The sequence below is a fragment of the Plesiocystis pacifica SIR-1 genome (assembly GCF_000170895.1).
Taxonomy (GTDB): Bacteria; Myxococcota_A; Polyangia; order Nannocystales; family Nannocystaceae; genus Plesiocystis; species Plesiocystis pacifica.
This window is the reverse complement of the sequence record NZ_ABCS01000152.1, coordinates 1-16,905: the sequence shown is the minus strand read 5'-3', so window position 1 is coordinate 16,905 and position 16,905 is coordinate 1. Positions and strand designations below refer to the sequence as shown.

11 protein-coding genes and 1 pseudogene are annotated in these 16,905 nt (G+C 70.4%); 8 read left to right on the top strand and 4 right to left on the bottom strand.

Features of this window, described 5'->3' with window-relative positions:
* Positions 1 to 302: pseudogene (locus PPSIR1_RS38910) on the bottom strand (hypothetical protein); the annotation flags it as partial.
* A 190-nt stretch (positions 303 to 492) separates the two neighbouring features.
* Between PPSIR1_RS38910 and PPSIR1_RS38905 the strand changes: the two are divergent.
* Positions 493 to 1,878, top strand: coding sequence for a hypothetical protein (locus PPSIR1_RS38905; protein WP_006976795.1), 1,386 nt, complete (start codon positions 493 to 495; stop codon positions 1,876 to 1,878).
* A gap of 163 nt (positions 1,879 to 2,041) precedes the next feature.
* Here the strand turns inward: PPSIR1_RS38905 and PPSIR1_RS45135 are convergent, their stop codons facing one another.
* Entirely contained in the window at positions 2,042 to 3,415 is a 1,374-nt protein-coding gene (locus PPSIR1_RS45135) for a serine/threonine protein kinase (protein WP_198154713.1), read from the bottom strand.
* Positions 3,416 to 3,813: 398 nt separating this feature from the next.
* Between PPSIR1_RS45135 and icmF the strand changes: the two genes are divergently transcribed.
* The gene (gene icmF, locus PPSIR1_RS38895) at positions 3,814 to 7,080 is read left to right on the top strand and encodes a fused isobutyryl-CoA mutase/GTPase IcmF (RefSeq protein WP_006976793.1); all 3,267 of its coding nucleotides are present in this window, start codon (positions 3,814 to 3,816) and stop codon (positions 7,078 to 7,080) included.
* A gap of 62 nt (positions 7,081 to 7,142) precedes the next feature.
* Here the strand turns inward: icmF and PPSIR1_RS38890 are convergent, their stop codons facing one another.
* On the bottom strand, positions 7,143 to 7,841 hold the full coding sequence (locus tag PPSIR1_RS38890; RefSeq protein WP_006976792.1) for a hypothetical protein: 699 nt from the start codon (positions 7,839 to 7,841) through the stop codon (positions 7,143 to 7,145).
* A gap of 472 nt (positions 7,842 to 8,313) precedes the next feature.
* Between PPSIR1_RS38890 and PPSIR1_RS38885 the strand changes: the two genes are divergently transcribed.
* The 3 genes from PPSIR1_RS38885 (at position 8,314) to PPSIR1_RS38875 (ending at position 12,207) form a co-directional block, all read left to right on the top strand.
* Entirely contained in the window at positions 8,314 to 9,027 is a 714-nt protein-coding gene (locus PPSIR1_RS38885; RefSeq protein WP_006976790.1) for a tetratricopeptide repeat protein, read from the top strand.
* A gap of 77 nt (positions 9,028 to 9,104) precedes the next feature.
* Positions 9,105 to 10,421, top strand: a complete 1,317-nt coding sequence (locus tag PPSIR1_RS38880) for a KTI12 family protein (protein WP_006976789.1) — start codon at positions 9,105 to 9,107, stop codon at positions 10,419 to 10,421.
* 22 nt (positions 10,422 to 10,443) lie between these two features.
* A complete protein-coding gene (locus tag PPSIR1_RS38875) occupies positions 10,444 to 12,207 on the top strand; it encodes a hypothetical protein (protein WP_006976788.1) in 1,764 nt (587 codons plus the stop codon).
* A 97-nt stretch (positions 12,208 to 12,304) separates the two neighbouring features.
* Here the strand turns inward: PPSIR1_RS38875 and PPSIR1_RS38870 are convergent, their stop codons facing one another.
* Positions 12,305 to 12,853, bottom strand: a complete 549-nt coding sequence (locus PPSIR1_RS38870) for a hypothetical protein (protein WP_006976787.1) — start codon at positions 12,851 to 12,853, stop codon at positions 12,305 to 12,307.
* Between the two features lie 225 nt (positions 12,854 to 13,078).
* Between PPSIR1_RS38870 and PPSIR1_RS38865 the strand changes: the two genes are divergently transcribed.
* From PPSIR1_RS38865 to PPSIR1_RS38855, 3 genes are all read left to right on the top strand, one after another.
* Complete coding sequence (locus tag PPSIR1_RS38865) at positions 13,079 to 14,173, top strand: hypothetical protein (RefSeq protein WP_006976786.1); 1,095 nt, start codon at positions 13,079 to 13,081, stop codon at positions 14,171 to 14,173.
* 64 nt (positions 14,174 to 14,237) lie between these two features.
* Positions 14,238 to 15,536, top strand: a complete 1,299-nt coding sequence (locus PPSIR1_RS45130; RefSeq protein ID WP_157596436.1) for an RNA polymerase sigma factor — start codon at positions 14,238 to 14,240, stop codon at positions 15,534 to 15,536.
* Positions 15,537 to 15,580: 44 nt separating this feature from the next.
* The gene (locus PPSIR1_RS38855; RefSeq protein ID WP_006976784.1) at positions 15,581 to 16,828 is read left to right on the top strand and encodes an FG-GAP-like repeat-containing protein; all 1,248 of its coding nucleotides are present in this window, start codon (positions 15,581 to 15,583) and stop codon (positions 16,826 to 16,828) included.
* Positions 16,829 to 16,905 lie beyond the last annotated feature (77 nt).

The following is a 16,905-nucleotide window of genomic DNA, read 5'->3' as shown; positions in this document are numbered from 1 at the left end:
AGGGCCAGCAAGGCCGCGCTCATGTCGGCTCTACGGTAGAAGTGCCAGGCCGTGGCGAGCACGCTGCCGAGCACCAGGCCGACGACGATCGGCATGATCAGCAGGGGCGGGGTCAGCTCGAGGCCGAGGACGATGCCGAACTGGATGCGCGCCGCGGTCAGGATGAAGGCCACGACCCCGAGCACGATGCCGGCGAGCTTGCGCCGCTCGGGCCCGGCCTCGTAGCGCGCGCGCAGCTCGAGGGCCTCGGGGTCGAGCTGGGTCGCCGCGCTCGCGGCCTTGGCGTGCGGTCTAGCTTCCACTTCCATCAATCGCGCTCCGGAACCGGAGGATCTTACCGTCGCAGGGGGGGGCGGGCGTCGACGTTCGAGTTCGACCCCGACGTCTGAAGCGTCGCCGGACAATCGCCGGGTGAACCCCCGGAAACTCCACCCCGGGGTGGGGTGCCGCGGCCCGTTTTTGTACGCCGGGCCTGGGCTGTATTCTCCGCTCGTGCGCCCCCGCGACCGCTCCCTCTTCCGACCCGCGCTCTCCCTGCTCGGCGTGTGTCTGTGCGCGCCCTTGCTGGCCTGCCCGGCCAAGCAGCCGCAGGCCGAGGCCGAGGTCGAGGCCGAGGCCGAGGCCAAGACCAAGGGCGGCGAGGGGGGCGAGGCCGAGGGGGCCAAGCCGAAGGCCAAGGCCGAGGGCTTCTCCCAGCTCGAGGGCGTCCAGGCCCTGACGCTCCCCGCGGGCCCGCGCAGCTCCGCGGCCAGCCTCGCGGCGAGCGACGGAGGCGTGTGGCTGAGCTGGATGAGCGAGGCGGGCGAGGCACCGGCGCTGATGGTCGCCAAGGGCACGCCCGCGGCCGAGGGCGGCCTGAGCTGGTCTGAGCCCGAGACCGTCGCCGCTGGACCTGGTTTGATCGTCGACTGGCTCAACGTGCCGGCGGTGGTCGAGTCGAGCGCGGGCACGCTGATCGTCGCCTGGGCGCAGCTCAACGACGCGACCGACGCGAGCAAGGGCTACGGCCTGCGGCTCAGCGCGCGCGAGGACGGGGGCGGCTACGTCGACGCCTGGGACCCGCTCGAAGACCTGGGCGGATCCAAGGGCCCCGAGGCTGGCTTCCCGGCCTTCGTGGTCACCGGCGAGGTCGTCCGCCTGTTCTGGCTCGACGGCGCCGACCGGGCCCCGGAGGAGCTCGGCGGCAAGGGGGACGAGGGCGCCATGCAGCTGCGCACGATGCTGCTCGACGCCGAGGGCAAGCGCGGCGCACCGGCTCGGGTGGTCGACCCGCGGGTGTCCGACTGCTCCCCGATCTCGGCCCAGCTCATCGGCAGCCGACCCTACGTTGCCTACCGCGATCGCAGCGACGAGGAGCTCCGCGACATCGCCGTCGTCGAGCCCGGCAAGGCGCCCAAGATCGTCGCCGAGGACGGCTGGAAGGTCGAAGGCTGCTCGAGCAACGGACCGGCCGTCGCGCCCGCGACCACGGGCAGCATGCACGTCGCGTGGTTCGCCGCGCCCGAGGGCAAGCGCGAGGTCCGGCTGGCCATCGGCAGCGCCAGCCAGGGCTTCGACGAGCCCATCGTCGCCAGCCTCGGCCGCCCCATCGGCCACCCCACGCTGGTCGGCTTCGAGGGCGGCCAGGCCGAGGTCTCGTGGATCGAGGTCGACGAGAAGGAAAAATTGCTCGCGCGCCTGCTGACCCGCCGGGTCCGCACCGACGGCGAGCTCGGCCCGACCTTCGTCGTGTCCGAGATCGGCGTCGGTCCGGCCTGGGGCACGCCGCAGAACATCCGCCTGGGCGATCAGCTGCTGTGGGTGTTCACCAACCCGGGCAACGGCAACGTCGACACCGAGCTGGCCGGCTACCTCGCCCCGGCGCCGCCCAAGCCCTGAGCCGCCAGCTGCCCCAGGTCCACGCCGCAGGCCGCGACGCGGGCCCGCTGCTCGCCGAGTACTGGGAGCGCCGCTGGGACGAGCCCCTCGACGCCGCCCGAGTCAGGCGTGGTGAGCCCCGCGGCCTAGCCGCAGGCGCACTGGTCCGTCGTTGGGTTGCGGACTACAGCTCGATGGCAGCGTCGGCCGGCTTGAGATCCGGCAAGGCCGGAGGCCGCTCCGTCACGCTCTTGGGCTGCCACTTGCCGATGACCTCGACGTAGCCGTCCTTGCGCAGGATGATCTCGTGGTCCTCGTTGTCGCCGACGGGGACCTCGATGGCGCAGGGCGTCTCGCAGGCGAACTCGCCGTCGAGGAACACGCGCGCGCCCTCGATATTGGCGGTGATCGTCGCCCGGTTCTTGGGCAGCTCGTCGATGTTGACCACGCTCGGGGCCTCGACGCTGTCCTCTTGCTGGGGCTTGTCGGCCTCGTCGTCGCGCGGGGAGCTGGAGCTGCTGAACACCATGGCGCCGACGATGACCACGAAGCCGAGCAGCAGGCCGCCGATGACCAGCTTGCTGCCGACGCTGTCGGGCTCGTCGAGGGCCATGGCCCCGCTCGCGTTGGAGCCCCCGCGATCGTCGACGGTGAAGATCGGCCCGGTCCCGGTGCTGCGGCGCAGGGCCGAGTCCGGGGTGATGGAGGGCTGGCGGCCCTCGGCGCGGGCCCGGGCGGCGCCGATGCACTGGCCGAGGAGCTCCGCGAAGCGACCGCAGTCTTGGATTCGCTTGTTGCGATCCTTGCGCAGCGCCATGGACAGGACCTTGGCGGTCTCGCGGCAGCAGTGCCGGGGCGGCGGGACCTTGGCCTTGACGTGCTTGAGCATCGTCGCCATGGGCGACTCGGCCGAGAAGGGCGGGCGACCCTCGAGCATCTCGTAGAGGATGCAGCCGAGGGAGTAGATGTCCGTGCGGTGGTCCAGCGGGGCGCCGTTGCACTGCTCGGGCGACATGTACTGGGGCGTGCCGAACACCTCGCCGGCCTTGGTGAGGCGGGTGGCGTCGAGGCCTCCGGCGATGCCGAAGTCGAGGACCTTGACGACCGTCGACACGCCGACGCTCTCGATGAAGATGTTGTCGGGCTTGAGGTCGCGGTGGAAGATGCCGTTCTCGTGGGCCTCGGACAGGCTCTCGGCGATCTGCCGGGCGTGCTGGAGCGCCTCGATCTCGGGGATGCGGCCGCGCTCGAGGCGATCGGCGAGGCTCTCGCCGGTCAGCAGCTCCATCACCATGTAGGGCCGGCCGTCGTTGGACTCGCCGTGCTCGAACACGCGGATGGTCGAGGGGTGGCGCAGGCGCGTGGTGACTTCCATCTCGCGCCGGAAGCGGGTGAGGAACTTGCGGTCCGAGAGGCACTCGCTGCGGACCACCTTGATGGCCACGTCGCGATCGACCTTGGTGTCGTAGGCCTCGTAGACCACGCCCATGCCGCCCTCGCCGATGACGCGGGTGACCTCGTAGCGCCCCGCGATGGTGCGTCCGACGTCGTCGTCCACGACCATCTCCATGCTCAAGCTCGAGGACGCTTCGCGTCCTGGCTTGGATCGGCTGCCTTTGGGTGCGTTCGCCATGGTTGGCTCGGGTTGTGCGGGTTCTGGAGCACTCGGGAAAATCGCAGGGTGTGCGGTTGAGTTCGCGGCGCCAGTCAGCGCTCGCCCCAGTGTTCCATGAATGCCGTCGGGAGTTTAGCCCGGACCGAGTTAGAGGCCCGTTTTTTTGAGCGGAAGGTGCGCGGATGTGCGTGACAGCTCGCGCTCGTGCTGTGAATTCTCTCGCGCAGCTGACGTTGGCGGTGGCTGGGCGTACCTTCCGGGCGATCATGTCGAACGCTGCTGCCGACCTTGCCCCGTCGAGTTCGAACTCCCTGCCCGAAAACGCCGCCCAGAAGATCAGGGTGGTGACCGCGGCTGCCCTGTTTGACGGTCACGACGCCGCGATCAACGTGATGCGGAGGATTCTCCAGGCCCAAGGGGCGGAGGTGATCCACCTGGGCCACAACCGCGGCGCCGCCGAGGTCGTCGACGCGGCGATCCAAGAGGACGCCCAGGCCATCGCCGTCAGCTCCTACCAGGGCGGGCACATGGAGTTCTTCAAGTACATGTACGACCTGCTGCGGGAGAAGGGCGCCCCGCACATCACGATCTGGGGCGGCGGGGGGGGCGTTATCGTGCCCCGAGAGATCGACGAGCTGCACCGCTACGGGATCAACCGGATCTTCTCGCCGGAGGACGGACGCACCCACGGCCTCGACGGGATGATCGCCATGATCATGCAGGGGGCCAACTTCTCGACGGCGCCCGCAAACGCGCGGGCCGAGTTCGCCAAGCTGCTCGCGCCCCAGAGTGTCGAGGGGGTCGAGGGGGCCTCGGCGCGGACCGTCAGCCTGGCGCGGCTGATCACCGTGCTCGAGAACGGAGGCGAGCAGGCCCGGGATCTGCTCGCGGCCATGGCCGACGCGAGCTTGCCTGAAGTCCCGGTATTGGGGCTCACGGGAACGGGCGGTGCGGGCAAGAGCTCGCTGACCGACGAGCTCGTGGCTCGCTTCGCCCGCGAGAACCCGAGCCGCAAGATCGCGGTGATCTCCGTGGACCCGAGCCGGCGGCGGACCGGCGGGGCCCTGCTCGGGGACCGCATCCGCATGAACTCCGTCCGCCACCCCAACGTGTACATGCGCAGCATGGCCACGCGCTCGTCGGGGGCCGAGGTCGCGGCCGCGACCCTCGACGCCGTGCGCCTGTGCAAGCTGGCCGGTTACGAGCTGGTCTTGGTCGAGACCTCGGGCATTGGTCAAGGCGACGCGGCCATCGACGCCATCGCGGATCTTTGCCTCTACGTGATGACGGCGGAGTACGGCGCCCAGAGCCAGCTCGAGAAGATCGAGATGCTCGACGTCGCCGACTTCGTGGCCATCAACAAGTACGAGCGCAAGGGCAGCAAGGACGCCTTCCGCGACGTCCGCAAGCAGGTCCGGCGCAACCGCAACTTGTTCCACGGCGTCGAGGACCACGAGCTCCCGGTGTTTGGCACGGTCGCGAGTCGCTTCAACGACAGCGGCGTGAACGGCCTGTACGCGGCGCTGTGCGCCAGGCTCTCGGAGATCTCGGGGCCGGACTGGACCTGCGCCGTCCCCGAGGCCCAGCGCGCCCTCGCCAGCGACACCCGCGACATCATCCCGCCCGAGCGCGTCCACTACCTCGCCGAGGTCGTGCACAGCGTGCGCGCCTACAAGGCCCGGGTGCGCCAGCAGATCGAGGTCGCCCGCACCCTCGGCCACCTGCGCGCGACCAAGGCCCTCGCCGCTAGCGAAGACGGCGGCCTCGGCGGGGCGGGGGTCGAGTCGACCATGGCCTGGTTCGACGCGCAGATCGAGGCCACCGAGGTCCGCCTCGACGGCGACGCCCGCCGGGCCCTCGAGCTCCTGCCCAAGCTGCGCGAGCAGTACGCCGCCGACGAGTACGTCATCCAGATCCGCAACCGCGAGGTCCGCTACCCGACCCACTTCACCACCCTCTCGGACTCGCGCATCCCCAAGGTCTGCCTGCCCGCCGACGACGAGCCCGGGGCCGCGCTGCGCTACATGCTGCTCGAGGGCCCGCCCGGCCACTTCCCCTTCACCGGCGGCGTGTTCCCCTTCAAGCGCGAGGGCGAGGACCCCAAGCGCATGTTCGCCGGCGAGGGGGGTCCCGCGCGGACCAACGAGCGCTTCAAGTACCTGTCCGAGGGCGAGGCCGCCAAGCGCCTGTCGACGGCCTTCGACAGCGTGACCCTCTACGGCTGGGACCCCGGGGAGCGCCCCGACGTGTGGGGCAAGATCGGCGAGAGCGGCGTGTCGGTGTGCACGCTGCAGGACGCCCGGGACCTCTACGCGGGCTTTGACCTGAGCGCGCCCTCGACCTCGGTGTCGATGACCATCAACGGGCCCGCGCCCATCGTCCTGGCCTTTTACATGAACGCGGCCTTCGACCAGCAGGTCGAGGCCTTCACCGAGCGCGAGGGCCGGGAGCCCAACCCCGACGAGCGCGACCAGCTGCGCGACCTGGCCCTGTCCCAGGTCCGCGGCACGGTCCAGGCCGACATCCTCAAGGAGGACCAGGGCCAGAACACCTGCATCTTCTCCATCGAGTTCGCCCTGCGGATGATGGGCGACATCCAGGAGTACTTCATCCAAAAGCGGGTCCGGAACTACTACTCGGTCAGCATCAGCGGCTATCACATCGCCGAGGCCGGGGCGAACCCCATCTCCCAGCTCGCCTTCACCCTGGCCAACGGCTTCACCTACGTCGAGTACTACCGCTCGCGGGGGATGAAGGTCGACGACTTCGCCCGCAACCTGAGCTTCTTCTTCTCCAACGGACTCGACGCCGAGTACACGGTCATCGGCCGGGTCGCCCGGCGGATCTGGGCCGTGGCCATGCGTGATCTCTACGGGGCCAACGAGCGCAGCCAGAAGTTCAAGTATCACATCCAGACCAGCGGCCGCTCGCTGCACGCGATGGAGATCGACTTCAACGACATCCGCACGACCTTGCAGGCCCTGTTCGCTTACTACGACAACTGCAACAGCCTGCACACCAACGCCTACGACGAGGCCATCACCACGCCCACGGAGGAGAGCGTGCGCCGGGCCATGGCCATCCAGATGATCATCACCAAGGAGCAGGGCCTGGCCAAGAACGAGAACCAGCTCCAGGGCAGCTACATCGTCGAGGAGCTGACCGAGCTGGTCGAGGAGGCGGTGCTCGAGGAGTTCTTGCGCATCGACGAGCGCGGCGGCGTGCTCGGGGCCATGGAGCGCCAGTACCAGCGCGGCAAGATCCAGGACGAGAGCCTCAAGTACGAGCGCCTCAAGCACACCGGCGAGCTGCCCATCGTCGGCGTCAACACCTTCCAAAACCCCAACATGAACGCCAACGAAGAGGCCGACGCCGTCGAGCTCACGCGCGCGAGCGGGGACGAAAAGAATGCCCAGATCGAGCGGCTGCGGGCCTACCAGGCCAAGCACGCGGGCGAGCGGGCCCAGGCCCTCGCGCGCCTCGAGGAGGTCGCGCTGGCCGGCGGGAACATCTTCGAGTGCCTCATGGACGTGGCCCGGGTGTGCTCGCTGGGCGAGATCACCCACAAGCTCTTCGAGGTCGGCGGCGAGTACCGCCGCAACATGTAGGGCGCCCGCGGTGGCAGGACGGCCGCCGCCCGCAGCGGCAGGGCGGCGACCGACAGCTTGGCTCAGGGGCTGGTCAGGCGCTGGTAGACCTGGCCGCCCATGGACTCGCAGCCCTCCGGGGGCGGCGTGGCCGGGAAGTTGGCGACGAAGGGATGCCCGCAGTCGGCCCCCTCGCAGGCCGAGCTGCCCTTGCGGATGACGTAGAAGCCCTGCTGGCCGTAGTCCCAGAACATGTGCAGCTCGCTGCTGCCGACGAGGCGGGCGTCGATGCCCGGCAGGAAGGGCAGGGCGGCGAAGTCAAACTGGACACCCGAGCGCTCGCAGTGGGCATGAGAGGAGCTGTACTCGCAGCTCTCGAGGGCCTCGCGGTCGCCGAGTTCGCGAACCTCGCCCTGGCCATCGAGCACCGTCACCCCCTCGGGGATGAAGGTCAGCACGTTGTACCAGGTCAGGCTCTGGTCCGCGGGGGTGACCTCGATCTCGTCGACGAACTCGAGCGGTCCGTCGGCCGGCCCCGCGGGGCAGTCGTCGTAGAAGACCTGGTCCTTGGGATCGTCGAAATTACGCTCGAAGTAGCCGTTCGCGGGCTCCCAGGGCTGGGTTCCCGCGTCGGGGAGCTCGGGCAAGACGAATCCGTCGCGCAGCGACTCGCCCTCGAAGCCGTCGCCGAGGAGGGTGTTGAGGGCGAAGGCCGAGCCCATGGCTTGAGCGTGGGGGTCCGCGCCCTCGGGCTCCCCGGAGTCGCAGGCAAAGCCAATCACTGCACAGCCGAAAACCATCACCAAGTGCTCGAGGCGAATGTTCGTATGTTGATTTTTCATGAGCGCAGTTATGACAAGGCAATCGCGGGGGGCAATGTTCGAAGTCGCCCGGATTGACTGCGGCGCTCAGGGGCAAGTGCTCGTTTCGTGGGCCTGGGCGCCGCCCCTGCGCGATGGACGAACTCGCCTGCGGAATGTCACAGTCGCGGGAATAGCAGGACGTGCCGATCGTCAGGTCATGACGACTGTCGGTATATGCCCGCTTGACTACGCGTTTACGGTGTCATGTTTTCATGGAGGTAAATCGATGTGCATTGATGACGAAGTGGATGAGTTTTTCGACCTGGATGATGAGGGGGTGATGAGCGCGCGCCGCTTGGAGAGCCGGGTCGGCGCGGTGCTCGGGGTCGAGGGCTGGCCGAGAGCTGGCCGAGGACTGGGCGCCCGCGCTCAGGTCTGCTAGCGTCGGGCGGTGGTCGATGACGCCCCAGGCGAGCGCACGCGCTGGCTCAGCCGCTCGGTCAAGACCGCGCTGCTCGCCCTGATCCTGACCCAGTTCTTCGGCGAGCTGGTCGTGACGCAGCTCCTGGGCGTGCCCGAGGGCACCGAGGCGCTGCTCTACGGCTCCTGCCTCGCCTTCGGGATGTTGGCCGTGAGCGAGGTCGCCGGGGTCCCGGTGCGCTTCGTGCCAGCCTTTCCCGCGTGGGCCGTGTCCCTGGCGGCGATCGCCTGGGCCGGCTTCGAGCTGTGGGGGCCGCTCGCGCCAGTCGGTGCCGTGGTCCTCGGCGTGGGCACTCACTTCGTACTCGTCGGGCTCGCCGGCCTCGTCGCGCGGGGGCGGGCCGGGGGTCGCTTCGACGAGGCCCGGGAGCTGCTCGCAAGCGTGTCGGAGTTGAGCCCAGAGCGCGACGAAGCGTGGATGTGGCTGGCGGACGCGGTGTGGATTCCAGAGGGCCCCTGGAGCCCCGAGGCGCTCGAGCACGGCCGGATGGTGCTCGCCCAGGCGGTGCGGCTGCTGCCCGGGCGACCCCGGCCCACGGACGAAAAATTGCGCGCGGCCATGGACGTGCTCGACGAGCGCATGCAGGCCCTGGCGAGCTCGGAAGCCGCGCGTGCGGAGGCGGACTGGGCTGCGCTCGGGGCGGAGCTCGACTGGCTGCGCCAAGAGCTGCGCCGACGCGGCTGAGACCCGCCCGCTCGGCCGTGGCTCAAAGTGCCCCGAACTTTCCCGGGGTTCGGGGCCCTGCTAGGGTGTGCTGCCCGATGGATCGCAAGACCAAAAAGCACCTGCTGCGGCAGTGCAAGCCCGACGAGCCGATCCCGCCCCACGACCCCCGGCACTACGACTTCGACGCCGGGGAGCTCCGCGGGCAGCCCTGGCGGACGCGGGCGGCGGAGGTCATCGATCTGGCCTCGGAGCCGACGACGCAGCTGGTCACGGGCCTCCCGGGCAGCGGCAAGAGCACCGAGCTCTCGCAGCTCGAGCAAGAGCTCGTCGGCCTCGACTACCGGGTGGTGCTGGCGGACGCGGGCGCGTGGATCCGCGACGACGAGCCCATCACCCACCAGGACATCCTCCTGGCCCTGGTCCTGGCCCTGTACCCCGACGGCAAGCCCGAGGACGCGGGCGGCTGGCTCGGGGAGTACGCCCGCCAGGTCAAGGAGCTGCTGGTCAGCGACGTGAAGCTCGAGGGCTTCGGCGCCGGGGCAGGCCCCGTGGACGTCAAGGCTGGGCTGACGACGAACAGCACCCTGTTCCAGCGCGCCGCCCGGCACCTGGCCTCGCTCCAGGACCTGCGCGAGCGGGTCTTCGCCCTGCTCGAGAAGGCCGCCGACGAGGCCGACGAGGCCGGCGAGCCCCTGGTCATCATCCTCGACGGCTTCGAGAAGCGGGCGACCGGCGATCTCTCCGGCCCGGAGGAGCGCGAGAAGTACCGCAACCACTGGTTCGGCGCCTTCTTGACCCACGGTCGAGAGCTGCGCCCGTCGGTCCACGTCATCTACACCGTGCCCTCCTTCATGGTCCGGGCGGCGGCCCAGCTGGGCCAGCAGTTTGGCCACGAGCTGCTGTTCTTGCCCATGGTCCGGGTGTTCGAGCGCGAGGAGGACGAAGAGGGGCGCCCGCGCATGAACGTCGCGGGGGTGTGCGCCATGCGAGACGCGCTGTTCAAGCGCGTGCCCGCCGAGCACTTCGAGGATCCGGCCATCGCCGCGTGGTTGGCCGTGCACAGCGGCGGCTACATGCGCGACCTGCTGCGCCTGGTCATCGACTGCATCTACCGCGTGGGCAAGGGTCAGCGCATCTCCCGGGCCATCGCCGACCAGGCGATCGTGCAGGTGCGCCAGACCTATCTCGAGGGCCTCGAGAGCCGCGACGAGGTCCAGCTCAAGCACGTGCACGCGAACCGGCAGTTCCTGCTCGACGAGCACAACCGCGAGCGCATGGACGCCCTGCTCCAGAGCCACATGATGCTGCGCTACCACAACTCGCACTTTTGGTACGACTGCCATCCGCTGCTGTGGGAGCGCGTCAACCTCTCGATGCCCAGCTGGGACGACGTGGCCGCGGCCTGCCGTTAGCGCGCTATGCTGAGCGCCCTCCATGGGCATCATCACCTCGGCGTCGAGCAGGGAGCTGGGCTGGACCCATCAGACCAAGCTCGCGTCCCTGACCATCGCGCCGACGCTCCACGCGCGCGGGGGCGAGCTCAGCCTGGCCATCGAGATCGTCAACCGCTGCGGCGGACCGCTCGGCGTCGACTTCGGGCTCGCAAAGGTGGGCGGCTTTGGCGAGGCCGAGCGCCAGGTCGTCGCGCACGTCGGCGGTGCGATCTCCGACGAGGGCTGGTCGCTCCTCGGGGGGATTCGGCCCAAACTCGACGCGCTGGTGGCCGTCGCCCGGGCTCGCTTCGCGCTCGGGACCAACCTGTTTCGGGTTCCGGCGGGGGGGCGGCTCGTGGTCCACACCGAGCCCTTCTCCCCCGCGGTGTTCGAGGCCGTCGAGGCGAGGTCCCAGGAGCAATTTGCGCTGCGGACGATCCTGAAGGTCGCAGCCTCGGACGGCCACGAGGCCGAGCTGCTGGCCGACGATCCCCTGGTCGCCCTGCCCACGGGCTGCCCGCGTACGTCGCGTCCCGAGGGCGCGCGCGTGCTGTCGCCCGCCGAGCTCCTCGGGCTGCCCCTGGTCGAGCGTGAGGCCGAGCTCGCGCAGGCGCCCGAGCGGAAGCTCGAGCCCGCGCGCCCGGGCGTACGGGGATCCGGCATGGGCACGGCGCAGCCCAAGCTCGAGCTCACCGGCTTTGACCGCGACAGCGACGCGCTGCAGCCCCTGCATCGGCGGGCCCTCGATGAGCTCCGCGCCTTGCTCGAGCCCTTCGCGGACAGCCGGCCGCGCTGGAACGTGCGGGTCTGCGGGCGCGCGGCCTCGGGCGGGCGAGCCGTGGGCAGCGAGCGCGCCCAGGCGCTGGCGCGAAGGCGGGCCGAGCGGGTCTGCGCGGACCTCGACGAGCTCACCGGGCTCGAGCTCCACCCCGTCGTCGACTTCCCGGGCACAGCGGCGAGCGGCGAGGACCAGCGCAGCGTGGAGATCGGCTTCATGGAGGCGCACCCCTTCGAGCTCGAGCCGATGTGCTGCCACGCGTGGCCAGGGCTGGCGCCGCGTCATCACGTGGGCTCGAGGGCGCCCTTGCTCGCGGCGGCGTGGGGCGTCGAGACCCTCGAGCTCGCGGCGCTGCGAAGGATCCGCGCCTACACGCCGGCCATGGCGAGCCTGTTCGCGCCCGAGCGCCTGCGCCCCGAGGTCGGGCTGCGCGTGGCCTTCGCGGCGCTGCTCGACGCGCACGCGGATCGAGGCCTGACCGTCCCCCGCGTCGCGTGGCACTTGCGCTTTTTGAGGCCCTTCGGCGAGCACCTGGTCGACCTGGTCAACCTGCTGTTCGTGACCCGCTGCAACGCGCTGAGTGTCGAGGAGGTGCGCCCCTTCGTCAGCCCAGAGCTGCTCGCGGCGCTCGCCCTGCTCGTCGACCCCTGGCAGCTCGCTTCGGAGCGGGGCCAGGTCGCGCTGCTCGATCGCTTGGGTGGGATCGGGCCCGAGGACCCGCGCTGGGTGGCGGTGATCCTCGCGGTGGCCGAGCGCTGCGTGCTGCTCGAGCTGTTCCGACCAGGCAAGCGCGGGCAGTCCTGGGCCTCGACCGTCGCGCAGTGCGGGGCGGCGTACCGGGTCCACGGCATCGACCCCGCCGCGGGGTCCGAGGCTCGTCTGGCGGCGGAGCAGGGCTTCTTCGCCGCGACGCTCCGGCCCGAGCTGAGCGACCTGCTCGCGCACTACGAGGCCTGCGCCAGGCGTTGGATCGACGCGGCAGCCTGATGAGGTGGTGGCGGCGGCTTGCACCGCAGGCCCGCGAGCGCGAAGGATCAGGGCCGGCGGGCAAGCGCGCCGAAGTGGTCGAGCGTTGCGAAGCGCCTCACATCGGGGGAATGAAGTCGCCCCCGTCGCCGGGCCCGTCGAAGCAGCCCTGGCCGCAGCAGATGGTCTTGCCGGTGTTGTTGAGCAGCGGGCTCAGGGCGTTGACGTCCCAGTTGCCGTTGGCGTCGACGTTGATGCCGTGGACGTAGAGGGTCACGTGCTGGCCGTTCTTGAGGGAATTGGGCGTGCTGATGTTGAAGCCGTGGTTCTTGTCGGCCCAGGGCAGATCGGCGCGGTACTTGTCGGCCTTGACCACGGCGACCTCGGTGCCGTTGGGGTAGGGGGCGTCGCGATGGATCGACACCCAGGTCGCGGCGGTGGTGTCCCCGTCCTTGACCCAGCCGGCGATGTTGTTGCAGTTGGCGGCGTCGTGGGTGCCGACCGGAACATAGTAATTTCCGGCGCGGAAGGCCTGCTCCTCCTCGTCTTCGTCGAGCTGAAGCATTTCGTAGTCTTCGCCCTCCTCGGCGTCGCAGGCGACCATCGAGGTCGCGCTAGCCAGGCCGAGGGTGAGGACGGAGAGGAGACGAATCGCGTTGTGTTTCATGGTACCCCCGCCATCGCCGCGCGCCCGGAATCCGTCGGATTAAATGTGTACATTTTTTGGGTCGCTGACTGTCATGAATGAGGGTAGTCGAGGGCCGGCGAGCCGGTTTTTGATGGCACACGGACGCGAAGCTCCGGCACCCAGCGGCGGCGGTCGAGCTCGGGGGTCGCCGGCTCTCGGGCCTCGGGAGCTGCGCCGGGAGGGGTTGAGCGCTACAACCCCTGCGTGCCCCTGCTCGGCAGCCTCGCCCTGGGTGCCACGCTCTTCGCCGGCGGGGGCCTCCCCGACGCCGAAGCCCCGGCGCCGGTCGGACTCGAGCTCGCTTGGGAGGCCTCGCTCGAGTGTCCGAGCGCCGAGTGGGTCCGCGAGCGGGTCGGCGCGTACTTGCGGCGCTCCGACTTCGCTGGCGAGTTCGCCTTTGTCGCCCACGTCGTCCCGCGCGGGGGGGTGTTCGAGCTCGAGCTGCGCGCGCGGGTCGGCGATTGGGAGGAGCGTCATCAGCTGCGCTCCCACGACTGCGCGGAGCTGGCGGAGACCGCCGCCGCGTTGGTTGCGATCACCATCGATCCCCTCGCCGGGGCCCTGCCCGTGGAGCCCCCCAGGGCTCCCGTCGAAGCCCTCGCTCCCGTGCCGATCCAGCGCCCGCGGACCCGATCAGTGGTCCGGGAGGAGCCCGCGGCCCCGGTGGCTTCCCCAGCGCCTCGGGCCGACGCCATCGAAGCGCCCGCACCCGCACCTGAGCCCGCCCGAGTCGCGAGCGAGGAGGAGGCCAGGACTCCCCCAGCGCTGCAACTGCTGGTCATCGCCGAGGGCGGCCTGGCCGTGGGGGTCTTCCCCGAGCTTGCGCCCACGGTCCACGGTGGCCTCGGCGTGGCCGCGCGCAGGCCTGGAGCGCGGCTGGGCCTCGACTTGACGCTCGCGGGGGGAGCGACGCTCGCGGGTCGTTTTCGAGATCCCGAGGCCGCGGCGGCCGAGCGCGGCGGCGACCTCCTGGCCTGGGACCTGCGGGTGCGCCCGTGCCTGGTCCCCCGCTGGGGCCGCGTCGACCTTCGAGCCTGCCTCGCGCTGGGGGCAGGTCAGATGCGCGGGACGGGGGTCGGGGTCCGCGATCCGCTGCTGGGGACCCAGCCGTGGCTGTGGTCGGCGGCCGAGCTCGGGCTGGCCGTCGCGCTCCATCCCCGGCTCGCCCTGACCCTGGACGCGGGCGCGGGCGCGAACCTCCTGCGCCCCGAATTTCGCCTGCAGGACCCCTCTGCGAGCTATGTGGTACCGGTAGCTGCGGGTCGTGCGCGCCTCGGCCTCGAGCTGCGCATGTTTTGATCGCGGACCCAACGAAACGCAGCGGGTCTGGACAACCACTGCAGATGGCCCCAAGGCGCCGACCGTGAACCTTCCTCGAGCACGTGAACCTTCGACCCTCGGGGGACCCCGGTGGTCCTCGCTCCGACGCCGCGCCGCGAGCCTCGGCGGCGAGTTCGAGCGCTTTTATCGCAGCCACTACACCTTCGTGTGGCGCAACGCCCGGCTGATGCTGCCCGGGGCCAACGACAGCGACGTCGAGGATCTGGTTCAGGAGACCTTCACCGTCGCCTACCGCCGGTTCGCGGTCTACGACGGCCGCGCCTCACCGACGACCTGGCTGTTCGGCATCTTGCGCAACGTCGCCCGCAACCATCACCGAGGCGAGCGACGTCGGAGCCGACGGCGGGCCGCCCTGGCCGACGCCGAGCGCTGGCCGGTTGGCCCGCGCGGGGAGGAGGAGCAGCTGCTCGCGCGCAGCTTGCTCGACGAGTTCCTGGCCGAGCTCGGGCCGAACAAGCGGGCGATCTTCGTATTGACCGAGATTGAGGGCATGACCGCCGGTGAGATCGGTGAGGCCCTCGGGGTCAATGTGAACACCGTGAGCACTCGGCTGCGAGCTGCTCGAAAGCAGTTTTGTGCCCACTTCGAGCTCCCGCGTTCGCGCGCGGCGGTGCGCGAGCGGGCCCGCGAGTTGGCGGCGCCCCTGGCCAAGGCGCCGCGGGAGCAGCGAGAGCGGACGCGGGCGGGCTTGTTGGTGGTGCTCGCGCCGGAGCTCGAGGCAGCTCGAGGGGGAGGCCTCGCGGGTGGAGCTTTGGCCAAGCCGGTGGTCCTTCAGCTCGCGGGAGCGGTCGTTGGGCTGGCGAGCGTCGCGGGGGTGGTCTGGGCCTTGGGCGTGGGCGAGCCCGAGCCCGAGCCCGAGCGACTCGCCGAGCCGCGCGTGCGTACGCAGGTTGAAGGGGGAGCGCTCGCTCCGGTGGACGCGTCTTCGCTGTCGCCACCACCCGAGCGCCCGGGTCCCAGCGCGGTCTTTGTTCCCGTGGCGCGGGCGCAGACTCAGCCATCGGCGCCATCGAACCCGCGCGAGCGACCGAGCGCGACTTCAGCCTCGGCCAAGGCCGACGACGGGCGAGAGGAGGACGCCTTCGCGCAGATCCGTGAGGCTCGGGCTGCGCTCGTGGCCGATGACCCGCACATGGCCCTCGAGATCCTCGCCAAGTTGCCCGCGGGTCAGGCCGCGTTCCGAGGCCAGCGCGTGGCCACGGAGGTCGCTGCGCTGTGTGCCCTCGAGCGCGGGGACGAGGCCGAGGCCCGGCTGCGCGCCCTCGCCGAGGCCGAGCCCAGCTCGCCCATGCTCCCGCGCCTCGAACACGCGTGCTGGTGAACGAAGCGGCAACGAGACCTCGGCGAGCTGGACAACCACGGACCATGCACGATCACGCGCGGACCCTGACCTCTTGCCTCACCCTCGCCCTGGCTCTCGGAGCTTGCGTCGTCCTCGACCCCGCCGATCTCGGAGCTGGGGATCTCGACGAGACCGAGCGCGGAGACGAGGCGGAGACGACTGAGAGCGAGACCGAGAGCGAGACCGAGAGCGGGACCACCGAGACCGGCGAGCCCGAAGGAGGGCTGGGGCCATGGGGCTTCACCCACCGCGTCCTCGATCTCGAGGCGCAGTGGCTGGACTTCGCCGATCTCGACGGCGACGGGGACCTCGACGTCTTCGCCGTGCAGTTTGGGACCGGCTCGGTCTGGCTGGGGGACGGCGCGGGCGCCTTCGAGCTCCACCATCAGCTCGCCTTGGCGACCGCGGTCGATTCCATGGTCACCGGCCGCTTCCTCGGCAGCGAGGCCGCGGACCTGATCGTGTTCTCTTCGGTCGGCGACGGGCAGATCTTGATCAACGACGGCAGCGGGGCGCTGTTTGACGGCCTCGAGTTCCCGATCGACGGCTTCCACGGCTTCGGCAGCGTCGCCCTCGACGCCAACGGCGACGAGCTCACCGACCTGTTCATCCCCCAGGGCCACGGCCAGGGCGGCCACCTCGTCCACAACAACCTCGTGGTCTTCGAGGTCGAGGCCAACGTGCCCTCGCCGGCGTGCTACTTCTCGGCGACGGCCGTGGCCGACCTCGACGGCGACGGCCGCGACGACGTGGTCGGGACGGGGAGCTGCAACCAGATCCCCGGGGTGCTCCCCGCGATGGTCTACCGCCACGTCGACGGGGCGTTCACGGTCACCCAGACCCTCGCGGGCATGGCCAGCGGCGTGGTCGAGGGCGGGGACATCGAGCTCGTCGACCTCGACGGCGACGCGGACCTCGACCTCGTGGCCGCGGGCAAGGGCGGGCTGTTCACGGCGGAGAACCTCGGCGCGGGGACCTTCGCCGAGCCGAGCTTCGTGGCCCACGACTACGCCGAGTATCTGTTCGGCGCGACCCTGGCGCGCCTCGAGCTCGGGCCTGCGAACATGGCTTGGGTGCTTCAGAACCACCACGACGGGCTCGACGTGCCCGGGCTGCTAGTCCCCGAGGTGGGCTTTGGGGCGCTGTCGACGGAGATCCTCGAGGGGCTCGATGGGGAGGTCTTGGGTGCTCACGACATCGATGGGGATCAGGCGCCTGACCTGGCCATGCTCGTCGATGGTCATCTCGAGCTATGGCTGACTGGTGGTTGAGGGGGTCTTGGCTGGGTTTTGCGGGGAGGGTCGTCTCCGATGGAGAGCGGGCACGGGTCAAGGGGGTCGGATCCCCC